21 protein-coding genes are annotated in these 16,673 nt (G+C 64.7%); 4 read left to right on the top strand and 17 right to left on the bottom strand.

Translation table 11 applies throughout. The features are described 5' to 3' along the window. From UNPF46_RS34935 to motA, 17 genes are all read right to left on the bottom strand, one after another. The coding region (locus UNPF46_RS34935; RefSeq protein ID WP_502705511.1) for a flagellin N-terminal helical domain-containing protein at positions 1-216 on the bottom strand (216 nt) is incomplete at its 3' end. Positions 217-481: 265 nt separating this feature from the next. Then, positions 482-1,222: a flagellar type III secretion system pore protein FliP gene (gene fliP, locus UNPF46_RS34930; RefSeq protein ID WP_097660223.1), complete on the bottom strand. Its 741-nt coding sequence runs from the start codon at positions 1,220-1,222 to the stop codon at positions 482-484. Beyond that, positions 1,219-1,662, bottom strand: coding sequence for a flagellar basal body-associated FliL family protein (locus UNPF46_RS34925; protein WP_100174728.1), 444 nt, complete (start codon positions 1,660-1,662; stop codon positions 1,219-1,221). The genes fliP and UNPF46_RS34925 overlap by 4 nt, the downstream gene beginning before the upstream one ends. Positions 1,663-1,701: 39 nt before the next feature. Further along, positions 1,702-2,409: a flagellar basal body L-ring protein FlgH gene (gene flgH, locus UNPF46_RS34920; RefSeq protein WP_142253082.1), complete on the bottom strand. Its 708-nt coding sequence runs from the start codon at positions 2,407-2,409 to the stop codon at positions 1,702-1,704. Continuing rightward, a complete protein-coding gene (locus UNPF46_RS34915; protein WP_181770253.1) occupies positions 2,410-3,177 on the bottom strand; it encodes a MotE family protein in 768 nt (255 codons plus the stop codon). It lies immediately after the preceding gene. A 67-nt stretch (positions 3,178-3,244) separates the two neighbouring features. Further along, on the bottom strand, positions 3,245-4,375 hold the full coding sequence (flgI, locus tag UNPF46_RS34910) for a flagellar basal body P-ring protein FlgI (RefSeq protein ID WP_142253080.1): 1,131 nt from the start codon (positions 4,373-4,375) through the stop codon (positions 3,245-3,247). Beyond that, positions 4,372-4,848 (bottom strand): flagellar basal body P-ring formation chaperone FlgA, encoded by a 477-nt coding sequence (flgA, locus tag UNPF46_RS34905; RefSeq protein ID WP_100174724.1) that lies wholly within the window; start codon positions 4,846-4,848, stop codon positions 4,372-4,374. Before flgA ends, flgI begins: the two co-directional genes overlap by 4 nt. A gap of 13 nt (positions 4,849-4,861) precedes the next feature. Then, positions 4,862-5,650, bottom strand: a complete 789-nt coding sequence (flgG, locus tag UNPF46_RS34900; protein ID WP_063201481.1) for a flagellar basal-body rod protein FlgG — start codon at positions 5,648-5,650, stop codon at positions 4,862-4,864. 18 nt (positions 5,651-5,668) lie between these two features. Next, the gene (gene fliE, locus UNPF46_RS34895) at positions 5,669-5,998 is read right to left on the bottom strand and encodes a flagellar hook-basal body complex protein FliE (protein ID WP_142253079.1); all 330 of its coding nucleotides are present in this window, start codon (positions 5,996-5,998) and stop codon (positions 5,669-5,671) included. Positions 5,999-6,000: 2 nt separating this feature from the next. Next, positions 6,001-6,417: a flagellar basal body rod protein FlgC gene (flgC, locus tag UNPF46_RS34890; RefSeq protein WP_100174722.1), complete on the bottom strand. Its 417-nt coding sequence runs from the start codon at positions 6,415-6,417 to the stop codon at positions 6,001-6,003. Positions 6,418-6,428: 11 nt separating this feature from the next. Then, positions 6,429-6,830 (bottom strand): flagellar basal body rod protein FlgB, encoded by a 402-nt coding sequence (gene flgB / locus UNPF46_RS34885; protein ID WP_142253078.1) that lies wholly within the window; start codon positions 6,828-6,830, stop codon positions 6,429-6,431. A gap of 64 nt (positions 6,831-6,894) precedes the next feature. Next, positions 6,895-7,980, bottom strand: coding sequence for a flagellar biosynthesis protein FlhB (gene flhB, locus UNPF46_RS34880; RefSeq protein ID WP_100174721.1), 1,086 nt, complete (start codon positions 7,978-7,980; stop codon positions 6,895-6,897). A gap of 13 nt (positions 7,981-7,993) precedes the next feature. Next, positions 7,994-9,034: a flagellar motor switch protein FliG gene (locus UNPF46_RS34875; RefSeq protein WP_097660213.1), complete on the bottom strand. Its 1,041-nt coding sequence runs from the start codon at positions 9,032-9,034 to the stop codon at positions 7,994-7,996. A gap of 2 nt (positions 9,035-9,036) precedes the next feature. After that, entirely contained in the window at positions 9,037-9,426 is a 390-nt protein-coding gene (gene fliN, locus UNPF46_RS34870; protein WP_100174720.1) for a flagellar motor switch protein FliN, read from the bottom strand. Between the two features lie 76 nt (positions 9,427-9,502). Continuing rightward, positions 9,503-9,817 (bottom strand): hypothetical protein, encoded by a 315-nt coding sequence (locus UNPF46_RS34865; protein WP_100174719.1) that lies wholly within the window; start codon positions 9,815-9,817, stop codon positions 9,503-9,505. Continuing rightward, on the bottom strand, positions 9,798-10,739 hold the full coding sequence (locus tag UNPF46_RS34860) for a flagellar motor switch protein FliM (protein ID WP_100180908.1): 942 nt from the start codon (positions 10,737-10,739) through the stop codon (positions 9,798-9,800). The genes UNPF46_RS34865 and UNPF46_RS34860 overlap by 20 nt, the downstream gene beginning before the upstream one ends. Then, positions 10,739-11,635 carry a flagellar motor stator protein MotA gene (motA, locus tag UNPF46_RS34855; RefSeq protein WP_097660210.1) on the bottom strand — a complete coding sequence of 299 codons (897 nt, stop codon included), beginning with the start codon at positions 11,633-11,635 and terminating at the stop codon, positions 10,739-10,741. The genes UNPF46_RS34860 and motA overlap by 1 nt, the downstream gene beginning before the upstream one ends. A 143-nt stretch (positions 11,636-11,778) precedes the next feature. On the opposite strand from motA, the gene UNPF46_RS34850 reads away from it, so the two are divergent. The 4 genes from UNPF46_RS34850 to UNPF46_RS34835 all read left to right on the top strand — a co-directional run bounded on the left by UNPF46_RS34850 (position 11,779) and on the right by UNPF46_RS34835 (position 16,263). Next, complete coding sequence (locus tag UNPF46_RS34850; protein WP_142253077.1) at positions 11,779-12,564, top strand: DUF1217 domain-containing protein; 786 nt, start codon at positions 11,779-11,781, stop codon at positions 12,562-12,564. A gap of 3 nt (positions 12,565-12,567) precedes the next feature. Then, a complete protein-coding gene (gene flgF / locus UNPF46_RS34845; protein WP_100174717.1) occupies positions 12,568-13,296 on the top strand; it encodes a flagellar basal-body rod protein FlgF in 729 nt (242 codons plus the stop codon). 42 nt (positions 13,297-13,338) lie between these two features. Beyond that, positions 13,339-14,664, top strand: a complete 1,326-nt coding sequence (gene fliI, locus UNPF46_RS34840) for a flagellar protein export ATPase FliI (protein WP_100174716.1) — start codon at positions 13,339-13,341, stop codon at positions 14,662-14,664. A 963-nt stretch (positions 14,665-15,627) separates the two neighbouring features. Continuing rightward, positions 15,628-16,263, top strand: a complete 636-nt coding sequence (locus UNPF46_RS34835) for a MarR family winged helix-turn-helix transcriptional regulator (RefSeq protein ID WP_100174715.1) — start codon at positions 15,628-15,630, stop codon at positions 16,261-16,263. Positions 16,264-16,673 lie beyond the last annotated feature (410 nt).

The following is a 16,673-nucleotide window of genomic DNA, read 5'->3' as shown; positions in this document are numbered from 1 at the left end:
CGCGGCCGACAGACCGAGCGAGTCGGAGACGGCGGAGAGCGCGGCGTTGTCGGCGCGCATCGAGGTCGCGATCGACCAGTAGGCGGCGTTGTCCGCGGCGGTGGCCACGCGCTGACCGGTGGAGATCCGGCTCTGCGTGGTGGAGAGTTGCGAGCTGACAGACCGCAAGGTCTGGAGCGCGGTCATGGCGGACGAGTTCGTGAGCAGGCTTGACATTGCGAATGTCCCTTTATGTACGCGTTACATTTTCATCAGGGGACATACCGGACTTGCACCGGTACGGAGGGGCGGCATCATGCCTTTGGACTGATAGGGGTGGGGTCCAACCCGCCGTGCCGCATTGCTAACACGCCGAATCTTGCTTCCGGATTAAGATCGGATTGAATTCTTCAGCAATATCAGATGGTTAATATTACCCACCGCTAACCATAGCGCGGTACTTTTCGCTAACCATGACGGGGCGCGAGGCGATCGCCGCGGTCTACGAGAACGAGCGCACCAGTCCGGACGCGAGCAGATTCCAGCCGTCGATCAGCACGAAGAACAGCATCTTGAACGGCAGCGCGAGGATCGTCGGCGGCATCATCATCATGCCCATCGACATGGTCAGCGTTGCCACGATCATGTCGATCACGAGGAACGGCAGGATGATGAGGAATCCGATCTCGAACGAGCGCCTCAGCTCGGAGATCATGAAAGCCGGGATGATCACGCGCAGATCGACGCGCTTGTCGTCGAACTTCTTGCGGAAGCTCTCTGCGGCGAGCGACTCGAAGGTCTGCAGATCCTTGTCGCGGACATGGGCGAGCATGAACTCGCGGAACGGATCGGTGATCTTCAGATAGGCCTGCTCTTCCGAGATCTCGTTCTTCATCAGCGGCTGGACGCCGGTCTCCCAGGCGCGGTCGAAGGTCGGCGCCATCACGTAGAAGGTCATGAACAGCGCGAGGCTGATCAGCACCAGATTGGCCGGCGTGGTCTGCAGGCCGAGCCCGGCGCGCAGGAACGACAGCGCGACCGCAAACCGCGTGAAGCTCGTCACCATGATGAGCAGCCCCGGCGCCACCGACAGCACCGTGATCAGGGCCATCAGCTGGATGATGCGGCCGCTGGTCGAGCCGTTTCCGGGCGGCAGCAGCGAGTTGAGGTCCGGGATCTGGGCGAGCGCCACTTCGGGCAGCACCACCAGGACCAACGCGAGCAGCAGGACTCTCACTCTCACTGGATCACCAAGGTCTCAATGATCAATTCGCGGATCTTGCCCGACGAGCGGATGTTGGCGCGCTCGGTGAGGTCGTCGCGCAGGTGCTGGAGCCCGCGCGAGCCCTCGAACTGTGCAACCGACGCCGACCGCAGGTAAGTGACGATGTCTTCGCTGATATGCGCGGCGAGGATGCCGGCCTCCTCGTCGTTCATGCTCTCGGTCACCATGGAGGCCTCGATGCGGGCCCAATTGTTGGCGGGCGCGCCGAGATTGGTCACGATCGGAGACAATTTCCGCAAGCGCGCGCTGCCGGCGTAGCTCGACGCGATCGGCGGCGGGGTCGCGCTCTTCTTCGCGTCGGCGACGCGCTCGGCGGTCGCAAACAAATGCAGCCCGGCCAGCGCGCCCGCGCCGATCGCGACAAGGGTCAGCACCACGATGGCCGCGATCAGGCGCATGACGTCCCCTGCCCTCGCCCGGCCTTGCCGGCGCGAACTTCAGAATGGTGCCACGGCGTCATAGATCCGATGTCCCCATCCAGGCTGCTGCACGTCGGACAGATTTCCGCGACCGCCATAGGACACGCGCGCCTCGGCGATCTTCTCGTAGGAGATCGTGTTGGTGCGCGAGATATCGCGCGGACGCACGATGCCGCCGACGTTGAGCACGCGCATCTCCGTGTTGACGCGAAATTCCTGCGAGCCGCTGATCATCATATTGCCGTTCGGCAACACGTCGGTGACGATGGCGGCGATCGAGAGCTTGATGTCCTCGGTGCGGTCGATTTGGCCGTTGCCCTTGATCTGGGTGTTGGTGCTGAGATTGGCGTTGGCCGATCCCTTGTCGCTCCACCCGGCGACGTCCATCAGCCAGTCGAGCCCGAACTTGACCTGCGAATCGCGCGAGCGGCCGGTCTTGTTGTCGAGCTTGGCCTTGTCCTGCATCGAGATGATGACGGTCACGACATCGCCGGTGCGCCGGGCGCGCGGATCGCGGTAGAGATCGGTGCCGTCGTCCCAGGTCGAGCGATAGCTGACCGGCGTGCGCATGCGCGGCGTCACCGGGATCGGTTCGGCCTGGGTCCGGAGGCCGCTGCCGACCGGCGACATCTGCGGGCCGGTCAGGACCTCGGCCGGATCATGCAGGCACCCGGCCAGCAGCACGGACGTCAGGACGAGCTGGAGGATGAGGATCGGCTTCTTCATCTATTTGGTCTTTCCGTCGTCCACGCGACGCATCCCGCCGAGCAAATCGGCAAGATGCGCCGCGCGTGCCGTATCCATCTCGTTGAAGATCGCGCTCGAGCTCCTCGGGCTGAGCTTGGCGAGCACGGCGGCGGCCGTCTCGTCCGCCATGCCGGCAATCTGGGTCGCCGCGGCGTCGGGCTTCATGCGCGAATAGATCTCGACGACGCTCGCTTCGGCCTTCTTCAGGAAGTCGTCGCGCAGCGCCATCCACTGCTCGTATTCGGCGCGCTTGGCTTCGACCTCGGCGATCCGCTCGCGGAGCAGGGTCTCGGCCTTTTGCAGCTCCTTGAGCTGCCAGGCCAGCCTCGCATCGGCGGCGGGATCGGCGACGTTGCTGCAGAACAGCGCGACCTCGTTGTCCGGGGATGCCGCGGCCTGCGGCGGCGCGGGCTTCGGCGGCGCCGTCACGCTGCCGGGTTTGGCCGGACGTACCGGTGCGGGCGCCGGTGCAAGCGCGGGCGTCTCGGTAGCGGGCACCGCGCCGGTGACCGCGGGGCCCGGGTCTTCGGCGGCCCACGCGGTGGCGCGGATCGAGGCATTGTCGCCTGGCGCCGTCGTGACCGGTTGCGCCTTCTGCGGTCCGGCTGCGCGGGCGCGCGCGAAGGAGAGCAGATTGAGCGGCTTCGACGGCTTGGCCTCGTCCAGGGCGAGCACGGTCGACGCGCTCGCGAGCAATGATGCCGCGACCAGCAGGAGGAGTTTGGCTTTGTGATCCAGCTTCAGCATCGGGCCGCGTGCGATTCTCGCCTCAGACCTCAGCATTGAGCGACCAAGCTTGCACGACGCTTGTGCATCATTGCACGATGACGTCGGCCTGGAGCGCGCCGGCCGTCTTGATCGCCTGGAGGATGGCGATGATGCCCGACGGCTTGAGGCCGATCTGGTTCAGCCCGCGCACCAGGCGCTGCAGATCGCCCCCGCTGAGGATCGCCACCTGCGATCCGGCCTCGTTGGCCTCGACCACGGTCTGCGGGACGACCACCGTCTGGCCTCGCGAGAACGGCGCCGGCTGCGACACCACGGGCATCTCCGTGACGCGGACCGTCAAATTGCCGTGCGTCACCGCAACGGTCGATATCCGCACGTCGCGCCCGATCACGACCGTGCCGGTGCGCTCGTTGATCACCACCCGCGCCGGCGTGTCCGGCTCGACCGTCAGCTCGCCGATCTCGGCGAGGAAACGGACAGGGCCGATGTGGCGCGGCTTCGACAGCACGATGGTGCGGTAGTCGCGCTCGAAAGCGATCTGCGCGCGATAACGTCCGCCGGCAAAGCGGTTGATGGCGTCGAGGATGCGCGTTGCGGTGACGAAGTCCGGATTCTTGAGCTGCAGCACCAGGAACTCCATCTCATGGAGACTTCCCTGCACCTCCCGTTCGACCAGCGCCCCATTCGGAATGCGCCCGGCGGTCGGCGTGCCCTGGCTGACATTCTGCGCCTGGCCGCCGACGCTGTAGCCGGCGACCGTGATCGCGCCCTGCGCCACCGCATAGACCGCGCCGTCCGCCGCGCGCAGCGAGGTCATCACCAGCGTGCCGCCGAGCAGCGAGGTCGCGTCTCCGAGCGACGACACCGTGACGTCCATGCGCTCGCCGGGCCCGATCGAAGGCGTCAGGTCCGCAGTCACCATCACGGCCGCGACGTTACGGGTGCGCAGCGTCGTCGGACGCGGGGGATTGTTGGTGCTCGTGGTCTCGTTTCTGACGTTGATGCCCATGTTTTCGAGCATCGATTGCAGGGACTGCTCCGTGAAGGGAGCGTTGCGAAGCGTATCGCCGGTGCCGTTCAGGCCGATGACGAGGCCGTAGCCGACGATCTGGTTTTCGCGCAAGCCCTTGATGTCCGCGATGTCCTTGATGCGGACGGCGGCATGGGCGCTGACCGCCGAAAGCAGCAGGACGAACGCAAGCAGGATTCTGGTCATGACCCGTCCATGACCTTCACGGTGCCGTCGGGCTGGACCACGCCCCTGATGATCACCCCTGTATCCGTGTTGCGCACCGGGATCAGCGCGCCGGCCGCACCCGATTGCATCGCCGAACCGTAAGTGACGATGGACAGGCCGCTGTCTTCCACCACGACCTTGACCATGGCGCCGCGAGCGACGGTCCAGGGATCTTCCACCGCATTGCTGGGAATCGGCTGGCCCGGCAACAGCGCGCGCCGCGCCATGCGGCCGACCAGCACCTGGCGTCCTTCGATGAACATGGCAACGCCGAGCAGGCTCGGGGCGAAAGCGCGCTCGGTGATCATGTCGTCCCGGATCAGCTCGCCGGCGCGGATCGAAACCGCCGGCACCGGCAGCCGCTTCTCCTCGGCCACGGCGCAGCGCACCGAGGCCAGAAGCAGCAGCACGGCGGCCAACCCGCGCATGATCAGGCCCACCCTGTTCAACATCGAGACACCGGAACTAGCGCATGCCCTTCGAGACGGTCTGGGCCATTTCGTCCGAGGCCTGGATGACCTTGGCGTTCATTTCGTAGGCGCGCTGCGCCGAGATCAACTCGGTGATTTCCTTGACCGGATCGACGTTCGAGGCTTCGAGATATTTCTGGTTGATCTTGCCGTAGCCGGAATCGCCCGGCAGGCCGACGACCGGCGTGCCGGACGCCGTTGTCTCCTTGTAGAGATTGCCGCCCAGCGGCTCCAGGCCCGCTTCGTTGGCGAAGTTGGCGAGGTTGAGCTGGCCGATCTGGCGCGGGTTCACTTCCGTGTCGAGCTTGGCGAACACCTGGCCGGTGGCGTTGACCGTGACCTCGACCGTTCCCTGCGGCACCGTGATCGCGGGATCCAGCAGGTAGCCGTCGATCGTGACGAGCTGGCCGTTGGCATTGGTGTTGAACGAGCCCGCGCGGGTGTATTGCACCTCGTTGTTGGGGCCGAGCACCTGAAACCAGCCGCGGCCGTTGATCGCCATGTCGTAGGGATTGCCGGTCTGCGTCAGCGCGCCCTGGATGTGCAGCTTGCGGATCGCCGCCGACTTGACGCCGAGGCCGAGATTGGCGCCCTCCGGAATTGGCGAGGAGCCGTTGACGTTGGCGACGCCTTGCATGCGGTCCATCTGATAGAACAGGTCGGTGAACTCCGCGCGCGCACGCTTGTACGACGTCGAGTTGATGTTCGCGATGTTGTTCGCGATGACTTCGATGTTGGTCTGCTGGGCGTTCATGCCCGTGGCCGCAATGGCAAGCGATTTCACTAAATCCACTCCTTCAGATCAAATCGACATCCGAACGACTTCTTGATAGGCTTGCACGACCTTGTCGCGGACCGCGACCGCCGTCTGCAGGGCTTGCTCCGCCGACATCAGCGCCTCCACGACCTTGCGTGTCGATTCCTTGCCCTGCATCGCCGAGATCGACGCCGCTTCGCCCGCCTTCAGCGTTCCAATCGCGTCGCTCGTCACCTGCTTCATCACCGATTCGAAGCCGATATCGTCGCCGGACTGGATCGGTGCTGTCACCGCGGGCGAGATGGCCTGCGTCTCGGTCGCGCGTGTCGCGGCCTGTCCTGCGGAGATCGCCGTGGATGAAATCGCCTCAAGCATTGTCAGCTCCTTAGGAGGTCGATGGTCATACCGAGCATCGACCTCACCTGTTTCACGACCTGGAGGTTGGCTTCATAGGAGCGGTTGACTTCCCGCATGTCGGCCATCTCGATCATCATGTTGACGTTGGGCAGCTTGACGTAGCCGGCCTTGTCGGCGGCGGGATGCCCGGGATCGTACTCGACGCGGTACGGCGTGGTGTCGACGCCGATCTCCTTGACCTTCGCGAGCTGCGAGCCCGAGGCACGATCCATCGCGGCATCGAAGGTGATGGTCTTGCGCTGATAGGGGTCGGCACCCGCGGTGCGCCCGGTCGAGGTCGCGTTCGCGAGGTTCTCCGAGACGATGCGCATGCGCGTCGACTGCGCTTCGAGCCCGGAGCTTGCAACCGTCAGAGATGCGCTCAGTGAGTCCAGCATGTCAGTTCACCTCAGGCCTTCGCACCGGCCAGGACCATGCGGTGGAACGACCGCACGATCGCCGAATTCATCGAATAGTCGCGATTGACGTCGCTGCCCTTGATCATTTCCTGCTCGAGGCTGACGGAGTTGCCGGAGTGAACCACCTCCCAGCTGTCCTTCTTCGCGGTCGCGCGCGTGTCGGTCTCGGCCGCGGACAGCCGCATATGCGACGGCGACGTCGTGGCGAGCCTCACCGGCATGCCGTCGAGCACCTTGTTGAACGGCTCGACGTCGCGCGCCCTGAAGCCCGGCGTGTTGGCGTTGGCGACGTTGGTGGCGATGGTCGACTGGCGGAGCTCGAGGTAGCGCGCCTGCGACGATGCGAGTTCGAAGAGATAAAGCGGTCCCACGACAGCCCCGTTCTGGTCCATTCGGGGAGAGCCTAGGGCGTTAAGCTTTCGTCAAGCTGTTGGGCCGGACGTCGTCCTCGGAATTCTACTGAACCTTCTCGGTCCGCGGTGCCTGCTTCGACTGGAGGAAGTAGATGATCTCGGCGACAGGGCGGAAGAATTCCGCCGGGATCACCTGATCGACCTGCACCGCCTCGTAGAGTGCGCGCGCCAGCGCCTTGTTCTCGATCACCGGAATCCGGTTCTGCTCGGCGACTTCGCGGATCTTCAGAGCGATCACGTCCACGCCCTTGGCCACAACGAGCGGCGCGGGGTTCTCCTCACGCTGGTAGCGCAGAGCGATCGCGAAATGCGTCGGGTTCGCGATCACCAGCGTTGCGCGCGCAGCGGAGGCGATCATGCGTTGCCGCGAGCGGTCGCGCGCCAGCGAGCGGAGGCGCGCCTTGACCAGCGGATCGCCCTCGGCCTGCTTGTGCTCGTCCTTGATCTCCTGCTTGGTCATGCGCAGCTCGCGCCGCCAGTGGAAGCGCGCCCAGGCGAGATCGATCGCGACCAGCACGATGGTCGCGATGCAGATCGCCGAGACGATCCGCATCGCGATGTTCAGGATCATCTCCGGCAGCGCGACCGGATCGGTGTACATCGCCTCGAATGCCTTCGCCTCCGACGCGCGCAAGACGAAGACGACCACGGAGGTCACCGCCGCCAGCTTGAACAGCGACTTGGCGAACTCGACGAGGCCACGCGTTCCGAACAGCCGGCTCCAGCCACCGATCGGAGAGATCCGCGACAATTCCGGCTTGATGCGCTCCAGCACGAAGCGCGGCGCGTTTTGCAGCAGCGAGGAGGCGAGCCCGAACACCATGAGGATGACGACCAGCGGCACCAGGAAGCGCAGCGCCTGCAGGCCGACCACGGTGAGCAGGTTCTGCGCGTCCGCGCCGGTGGAGAGCGGGAAGCCTTCCGGATCGTCGAGCAGGCTCGTCAAGGTCGGCGTCAATTGCTGCACGCCCTGACCGATCAGGAACGCCATGATGACCAGCAGCGCGGCCATCGAGGCGAACATGGAGGCCTCCCGAGAGACCGGGATCCTGCCCTGTTCGAGCGCATCACGGACTTTCTTCTCGGTCGGCTCTTCTGTTTTGCTCTCCTGATCGGATGATTCTGCCATGCCCGTTCAGCGGTCAGCGGAAGACCAGCTCATCCTCCTGCTCGGGGTTGAGCTCGATTTCGCCCTTCTCCGCGAGGTCGAGCGCGAGATCTGTGATCACGCGCCGCGCCTCCAGCACGTCGCGCTGGTTCGAGGGTTCGCCGATGGCGAGCTCGTGCTCCACGACGCGGCGGACGCGCGATGCGACCGAGGACAGGATCAGCTCCCGGAAGTGCTTGTCGGTACCCTTCAGTGCGATGACGATGCGGTCGGTCGGCACCTGGTCGAAGATCATGGTGCGCGCCTTCGGCGTGAGGTTGGTGACGTCGTCGAAGGTGAACAGCAGCTCCTTCAGCACTTCGGCCGACTTCGGCCGCTTCTCCGACAGGCTCTTGAGCATGTCCTCGATATGGCCGCGCTCCATCTTGTTGATGATGTCGGCGACACGGGCATAGGTGTCGGCGCCGAGATTGCGGGCGAAATTGAGCGTCAGGTCTTCGTGCAGCGTCTTCTCGAGCACCTTCATCGCATCGTCGACGATCGGCTTGAGGCTGAGCACGCGTCGCATCAGCTCGTTGCGCAGGCTCGAGGGCAGCTGGCTCATCACCTTGGCGGCACAGGACGGCTTGACCTTGGACAGGATCAGCGCCGCGGTCTGCGGATGCTCCTTGGAGAGGTAGGTCGCCAGCGAGTTTTCCGACACCGACGAGACGCGATCCCACACCGACCGGCTCGAATTGCCGAGCAGGTCGGTCATGATCGCCGAGACCTGGTCGGCCGGAAGCACGTCGCCGAGCACGGCCTCCAGGCCACCGATGGTGCCGAGAATGTTGGCACCCATCGAGAACTGCTGGGCGAACTCCTCGACGATCCCCTCGAGCTCCTGCGCCGTGATCGGCCGCAGCTCGGCCGCGGCCTTGGTGACGACGCGGATTTCCTGCGGCTCGAACTGCGAGAGCACGCTCGCGGCCGCCTGCCGACCCATGGCCAGCAGGAGCGCGGCGACCTTTTCCGTTCCACCGAGCGTGGCAACGCCTCGCTGCTTGACGGGAGCGATGCCGACCTGTGCAGCCATGGTCAGCTATCGCCCTGCCCCAGCGGCCCGACAATCTCCGTGAGCGAGACGCCGAAGCGGGAATTGTCCTCTTCGACGACGACCACCTCGCCGCGCGCGACGATGCGGCCGTTGACGACGACGTCGACGGGCTCGCCGACCCGGTGGTCGAGCGGAACCACGGCGCCGCGGCCTAGCTTCATGAGGTTCGCGACCGGAATGGTCGCCGATCCCAGCACCACCTGCATGGTGACGGGAATGCGCAGGATGGCATCGACGTTGGCGAACTTGCCGCTCTCCTCAGCCGTGCGCGCGGCGATTTCCGCGAGCCGCTCCAGCGGAGTCGTGTCGGTATGCCCCTCGTCGCCGGCAGGTGCTCGCGTGGCAGAGTCATAGTCGAAGGATTGCGCCATCTGGTATCGCCTCTTGGTATTTCCGCTCCCGGAGCGCCCTAGCGTTCCGCTCGTATTGGTTCTGCCGGCTTCGATTTCAGTGCTTGTTCACTTCAGTGCCGCCGGCGGTCGTGGCCGGCGCCAGCCCGCTGCGGGCATCGAGCGCGGCGATCGCCTCATGCGCCTGGTCGATCTTGGTGCTCAGCACGTTGGCGAGCCGCCCGAGATTGGCGGTGGAATCATGCGCCGCGGTGATGACCGTGTCGAAGGCGCCCGCCGTCTCGTGCACGATGGTGGAGAACTCGCCCTGGTAGCTGCGCAGCCGCGCCAGCTCGCGGTGCATCCGCGTCACCCGCATGCTGGTGAAGGCGAGCGCGATCAGCAGCACGGCATCAACGAGATAGGATATCATCGACGAACTCCCGTTTCTGGTCGACGGGATCGGCCACCTGCATGGCGTAATAGCCATCAAGCTGGCCGATCTGACACCAGAACAGCACCTGATTGTTGCTCTCGAGGCGGGCCAGCGTGCGCGGCGTCGCCTCAAGCTCCAGAACCTGCCCGACCTTGAACTTCACGACGTCCTCGAGCGAGATCATCTTCTCGTCGAGCACGGCACTCAGCGTCACCTCGGTACGTTGGACCTCACTCTCCATCTGCTCGCGCCAGCGCGGATCGGTCGTGCGGCCGTCGCTGGCGGTGACGGTTGCAAGCTTCTGCCTGAGCGGGTTGAGCGCGGAGTGCGGAATGATCAGGAACATCTGACCGCCGCGGTAGAGCGCCTGCACCATCATGTTCGCGCAGATGGACATGTTGCTGGCGCGTCCGATCGCCAGCGACGCCATCGCAGTCTCGACACGCTCGACGCGGAAGGTGACGTTGGACGTTCCGGCGAAGGCGCCCTGCAGCGCCTTGGCAAAGCGCTCGAACAGCGCCTGGACCAGCCGGATCTCGATGTTCGAGAACGTGCGTTCGACGTCGAGCGGCGGTTCCGCGCCGTCGGATCCGAACATCGCCTCGACCATCGTGAACACGAAGTCGCGGTCCAGCATGATGATGACGCGCGAATCCCACTGCTCGGCATAGAGCACCGCGGCGACCGCGTTACCCTCGTAGTCCTTGATGATGTCGCCGAGAGGATCGTTGGTGATGCCGTTGACCGAGAAATAGCACGGCGTTCCGGCCATCGGCTGCAGGCTGTCGGTGCACGATGCCGCCATGCGATCGAAGATCACATTGAGCATCGGCATGCGTTCGATCGAGATGCCGGCAGCGTCCAGCAGATAGTTCGGGAGCTGCTTCTTCTGATCGACGCCGACGTCGTCTTCCATCATCATGCGCGGGCCGCCTTCGGTTCAGCATCGGACACGACGGCCTTGGGACCTGCGATCGTCTCGTTCTCGACGACGTCGATCGAGGGCCGCTCGCTGCTCGCGATCATCTTGCGGCCGTGCTCGACGGCGATCTGCGGCATGGCGCCGTTCATGAAGGCCAGCAGCGTCTGCTTGACGATGATGTAGGGGCGGCACTTCTTCTCGCGCGTCATCTTGATCTTGATCGCGAAGGGCGAAAGGACGCCATAGGACAGGAAGATGCCGGCAAAGGTGCCGACCAGGGCCGCGCCGATGAAGCCGCCCAGCAACTTCGGGGACTGGTCGAGCGCGCCCATCGCCTTGATGACGCCGAGCACGGCGGCGACGATGCCGAGCGCCGGCAGTGCCTCGGAGACCGTCACCAGCGCATGATAGGGCGCCAGCTTGCCCTTCACGATGGTGTGGATCTCCTCGTCCATCAGCGCCTCGATCTCGTGGGTGCGCGCATTGCCCATGATGATGAGGCGGACATAGTCGCAGATGAACTGGAGCAGCGAGGGATCTCCGAGCACGCTCGGAAACGCCTTGAAGATCTCGGAAGAGGCGGGATCGTCGATATGCGCCTCGACCTCGTTGCGGCCCTTGCCGCGCAGCTCGCGCATCAGGGCGTGGAGCGCCCCGAGCAGATCAAGGTAGTAGCGCTGGCCCGGCACCGCGCCGGTGATGGCCTGCATGCAGGCGACGCCGGTGTCCACGACCGTCTTCCACGGATTGGCCACGATGAAGGTGCCGACCGCGGTTCCCATGATGATCACGAACTCCCACGGCTGCATCAGCACGCCCAGGTGCCCGCCCATGGCGGCAAATCCACCGAGCAGCGCCGCTACCGTGATGAAAACCCCCACGAAACTGCCCAACGCGCCGCTCCATCGCCGATCCCATCGGGAATATCTAGTCGGCGAGCCTTGCGCGAAGCTGGCTTCCTGCCTCGCCAGCCTCGCGCAAGCAATCGGCGGCAGCTTGTGGCGGCGTCGCAACAGCGGCCGGAGGGGCGCCTGTCATGCTATCCACCATCGCGGACTACACCAGACTGACCCAGGACATGGGCAAATCGCTGACCCAGGTCGCGACGCAGCCGGATGTCAGCCGCGAGACCGATTACTTCCTGGGCCATATCGGCAACGTGAAGACGATCGACGACTTCCTGAAGGACTATCGGCTCTACTCCTACGCGATGAAGGCCTATGGCCTCAGCGACATGACCTACGCCAAGGCGTTCATGCGCAAGGTGCTGACCGAGGGTGTCGCGAACAAGGACACCTTCGCCAACAAGCTGACCGACACCCGCTACCGGGAATTCGCCGCCGCCTTCAATTTCGCCGCCCTCGGCAGCAATGCGACACAGACCACCCAGGCCACGACCGGGACGGCGACCCATTACGTCACGCAGACGATGGAGCAGAAGGCCGGCGACCAGAACGAGGGTCTGCGGCTGGCGCTCTATTTCACCCGCAAGGCGTCCACGATCACGACCGCCTACCAGGTCCTTGCGGACAAGGCGCTGACGCAGGTGGTTCAGACCGCGCTCGGCCTGCCCTCGACGATCAGCGCGGCCGACATCGACGCCCAGGCCAAGCTGATCACGAACAAGGTCAAGCTCAGCGATTTCCAGGACCCGGCCAAGGTCACCAAATTCGTGCAGCGCTTTGCGGCGATGTGGGACGCGACCCAGGCCCAGAGCGACAGCTCGACCAATTCCGCGCTGGTCCTGATCGGCGGCGCGTCCTCGGCCAGCATGGATATCGACATGCTCTCTAAACTTCAGTCCATCCGGCTCGGAAAGTAACTCATGCAATCGGCCCTCTATGTGGGTTTGTCGGCCCAGGTCGCCCTCGAAAAGCGCCTCCAGACGATCGCCAACAACGTTGCCAACGTCAACACGGCGGCGTTCCGCACCGACGTGGTGAAGTTCGAGACCGTGCTGTCCAAGGCCGGCCCGAACCCGGTTGCCTTCTCCTCGCCCGGGGACAACATCATCTCGCGCGAGCAGGGCAACATCACCGAGAGCGGCAACCCGCTCGACGTCGCCGTGGTCGGCCAGGGCTGGATCGCCTTCGCCGGCCCGAACGGCACGGTCTATACCCGCGACGGCCGCCTCCAGATCGCCCCCAACGGCGATCTTCAGACCGTGAGCGGCTTTCCGGTCGTCGATTCCGGCGGCGCGCAGATCACGCTCGATCCCAACGGCGGACCCATTTCGATCGCGCGCAACGGCGCAATCACCCAGGACAACAACGAGATCGGCACCATCGGTCTGTTCAACATCCCGGCCGATGCCAATCTCGAGCGCTACGGCAATTCCGGCGTCACGCCGGACCGGCCCGCGACCGCCATCGCCGATTTCTCCCGCGACGGCTTCAAGCAGGGCTATGTCGAGGGCTCCGGCGCCAATCCCATGATGGAATTGACCAAGCTGATCGCGGCCTCGCGCGCCTTCGACGGCACCAATTCGATGATCGAGGGCACCGAGGGTTCGCTTCAGAACGCCATTCGGACGCTGGGCGAACCCGGCAAGTGAAGCGCGCCTTTCGCGCGTTGAAATTGAGGTTGGACTGATACCTTGAACGCTCTTCGGCAACTCGAGTGGGCGCTGCTGGAGCTTCAGCAGAGCACGCCCCTGGCAAGCGTCAGCGGCGCGATCTCCGAGATCGCGCCGACGCATTTCCGTGTCTCCGGCCTGTCGCGCTTCGTCAGGCTCGGCGAGCTCATCGGCGTCAATTCGGGCGGCAAGGCTCAGATCGGCGAAGTGGTGCGGATCGACAGCGACGGCATCGTCGCCAAGCCGTTCGACCGGCAGTTCGGCGGCGGCCTCGGCTCCGTCGCCTACCGGATGCCGCCTTTGTCCTTTGCGCCCGACCCGAGCTGGAAGGGCCGCGTCATCAACGCGCTCGGCGCGCCCCTGGACGGACAGGGCCCCCTCACACCGGGATCGCGGCCGGTCTCGGCGGAAGCCGAGGCGCCTTCGGCGATGAAGCGCGCGCGCGTCCACAAGCCGCTGCGCACCGGCGTGCGCGTCATCGACCTGTTCGCACCGATCTGCGCCGGCCAGCGCGTCGGCATCTTTGCCGGCTCCGGTGTCGGCAAATCGACGCTGCTTGCGATGCTCGCCCGCAGCCAGGGTTTCGACACCGTGGTACTGGCCCTGGTCGGCGAGCGCGGCCGCGAGGTGCGCGAGTTCATCGAGGACGTGCTGGGCAACGATCGTCAGCGCGCCGTCACCATCGTGTCGACGGGAGACGAGAGCCCGATGATGCGGCGGCTGGCGCCGAAGACGGCCATGGCGGTCGCCGAATATTTCCGCGACCGCGGCGAATCGGTCCTGCTCATGGTCGATTCGATCACACGTTTCGCCCACGCCGCCCGCGAGGTCGCGCTCGCCGCCGGCGAGCCGGCGGTCGCGCGCGGCTATGCACCGACGGTCTTCACCGATCTGCCGCGCCTGTTGGAGCGTGCCGGCCCGGGTGAGGAAGGCTCCGGCACGATCACCGGAATCTTCTCCGTGCTGGTCGATGGCGACGATCACAACGAGCCGATCGCCGACACCATCCGCAGCACGCTCGATGGACACATCGTGCTCTCGAGGCACATCGCCGACCAGGCGCGCTATCCGGCCGTCGACGTTCTGGCCTCGGTCTCCCGTCTCGCCCACAACGTCTGGGACCCCGAGGAGCGCGAATTGGTGAGCAAGCTGCGCTCCATGATCGCCAAATACGAGGACACCCGCGATCTTCGCTTGATGGGCGGCTATCAGTCGGGGCGTGATTCGGGGCTCGATCAGGCGGTCGACATGGTCCCGAGAATCTACAGCGCGATGCGGCAGGACGCTTCGGCTCCGCCGAGCGCCGACCCGTTCCGCGAGCTCCGGGACATGCTGCGGGGCGACTAGAGCATTTTCGGTTCTGATTGAATCAGAACCGAAGCTCCATATTCGTGTTTTGACGCGTTTTCTTCACGCGAACCGGTATCCACTTCGCTCGAAAACGCTCTAGCGGGTCGGGGAGCGGACACGGCGCGCGAGATGGGCCCGCCATCCGTTCCCGCGCGTTGTTTTCGACAGCAGATTGCGCATGCCGCCACGCCGCCCACGCATGCGCCGCACGGCCCTCACCGGTTTCCATCATGGCCCGACTCCGCCACTCGGGTGAGTGGAACGGGCGGCCACGCCGGAAGCGATTGTACGGACGATTGGCGCGCCCGGCACTCAACAACCGACGCGTGCAATTCCTGTGAGTTCCCTTGACGATTCTCGGACACCACGCACAAGTTGTGGATGACGTGCCTGTGCTCATCATCCGTGATACACAAGCTTCGATCATTTTGTCTCGAACGCAGACAGCAAGATGCATCGCAATCAAAGCGTCGCAGAACTGAATTCACATTGCGCCCGGACAACGTATTGCATTCACTAACATGTGTCCTGAAGAGCGAGATCGTCTTGAACGTTACACTCGCCTGCGACGACATCCGGGGCTCACACGCGTCTCTACTTGATTTTGTTGAGAAGCTCATTCATCGTTTCCAACGGAATATAAGAAACGTCTGCGTGTGACTTGAACTCAGGGGCTTCGGTTGAACTATTCCGATCCATCGTCTGCTGGCGACGGCAAACCGGGCTCCCGTGCGACGACGACGCCGTTGGCATACCAACGGCACAGTTTCCCACTCCGGAGCACGCGAGCCCCATCGCTTCCGATCGGGCGCGCTGCAATTCGTTCCTTCGAAGGAGAGCTCGACTCGATTTGCGCGCCGAACGGCTGCAACCGTTCGATGTCTTTCGGAGGATTCGCGGGCCACAACGCAAAGCGGCTTCGGGACGCCGCCGACGAAGTTCCGGGGACGAGGTAGGTTCATGCCATTGGCACGAGAAGCCGTCGAGCTGCTGGTTCAGGCGGCGAGGGCTTGGTATTTCGAAGGCAACCGGCATGGATTGCGCGATCGGGAATGGATGGCGCTGCGCTTTCTCGGCCGCGCCAACAGGTTTTCGCGCACGCCTTCCGCGCTCGCCGGCTTCATCGGCGCCACCAGAGCGACTGCATCGCAAATCGTGAAGACGCTGGAGAGCAAGTCCTTTCTGGTGCGCAAGCCGTCGCAGGAGGACAAGCGTTCCGTCGTCCTGCACGTCACCGCCCAGGGCGAGAAATGCCTGAGCCAGCACGACCCGATCAACCACGTGGTCAACGCGGTCACGGCGCTCGGCAACGACGAATGCGTCAGGCTGCGCGACTCGCTTCGCGAGGTCCTCAATCACCTCGACGCAGCACATCAGCGGCTCGACGCCAGCGTCTGCCGGGACTGCATGTTTCTCGCCGAACGCGGCCCGAGCACCTCCAAGGCACGCGCGAGCGCCGAATTCATGTGCCGCTTGTATCGCGCTCCGATCTCGCTCGAGGAGACCGAGCTGCTGTGCACCAGTTTCGAGCGCACCCGCGACCGCCCGAAGATCGAGGAGCATCTCGATCGCGCACGGATGGCGAGCCAGGGCTGAGGCGCGCGCAATTTCCGGGCGAGTCCTTGGACAAGGCTTTCGGATCATTTCGTAGCCGCTCCTTTTCTTGAAATGTCGCGCGGCCCTCCCGTATCCCGGACACGATCCGGCGCGAAGCGCTGCTGCGTATCGCCGGAGCGCTGCGCGGCGTGCGGGGCATGGGAGCGGAGCATGGCGCACGCGCTCTCCTCCTCGGCAATGACGGCGGATGAGGCGATGGCTCGCCCCCCAAGCAACATCATTCCCCGCGAAGGCGGGGAATCCAGTACGCCGCAGCTTCTCGATTCAATCACGACCGTCTCGGCGTACTGGATCGCCCGGTCGAGTGTTTAGACCGGACAGATCACTGACAGGTGTTCGGAGACATAGCTGACACATCAAGATGGGCTGGATTGGTCGATTCGGGAGGC

Origin of the sequence: Bradyrhizobium sp. UNPF46 (assembly GCF_006658625.1) — a bacterium.
Taxonomy (GTDB): domain Bacteria; phylum Pseudomonadota; class Alphaproteobacteria; order Rhizobiales; family Xanthobacteraceae; genus Bradyrhizobium; species Bradyrhizobium nitroreducens.
This window is presented reverse-complemented; position numbering and strand designations above follow the sequence as displayed.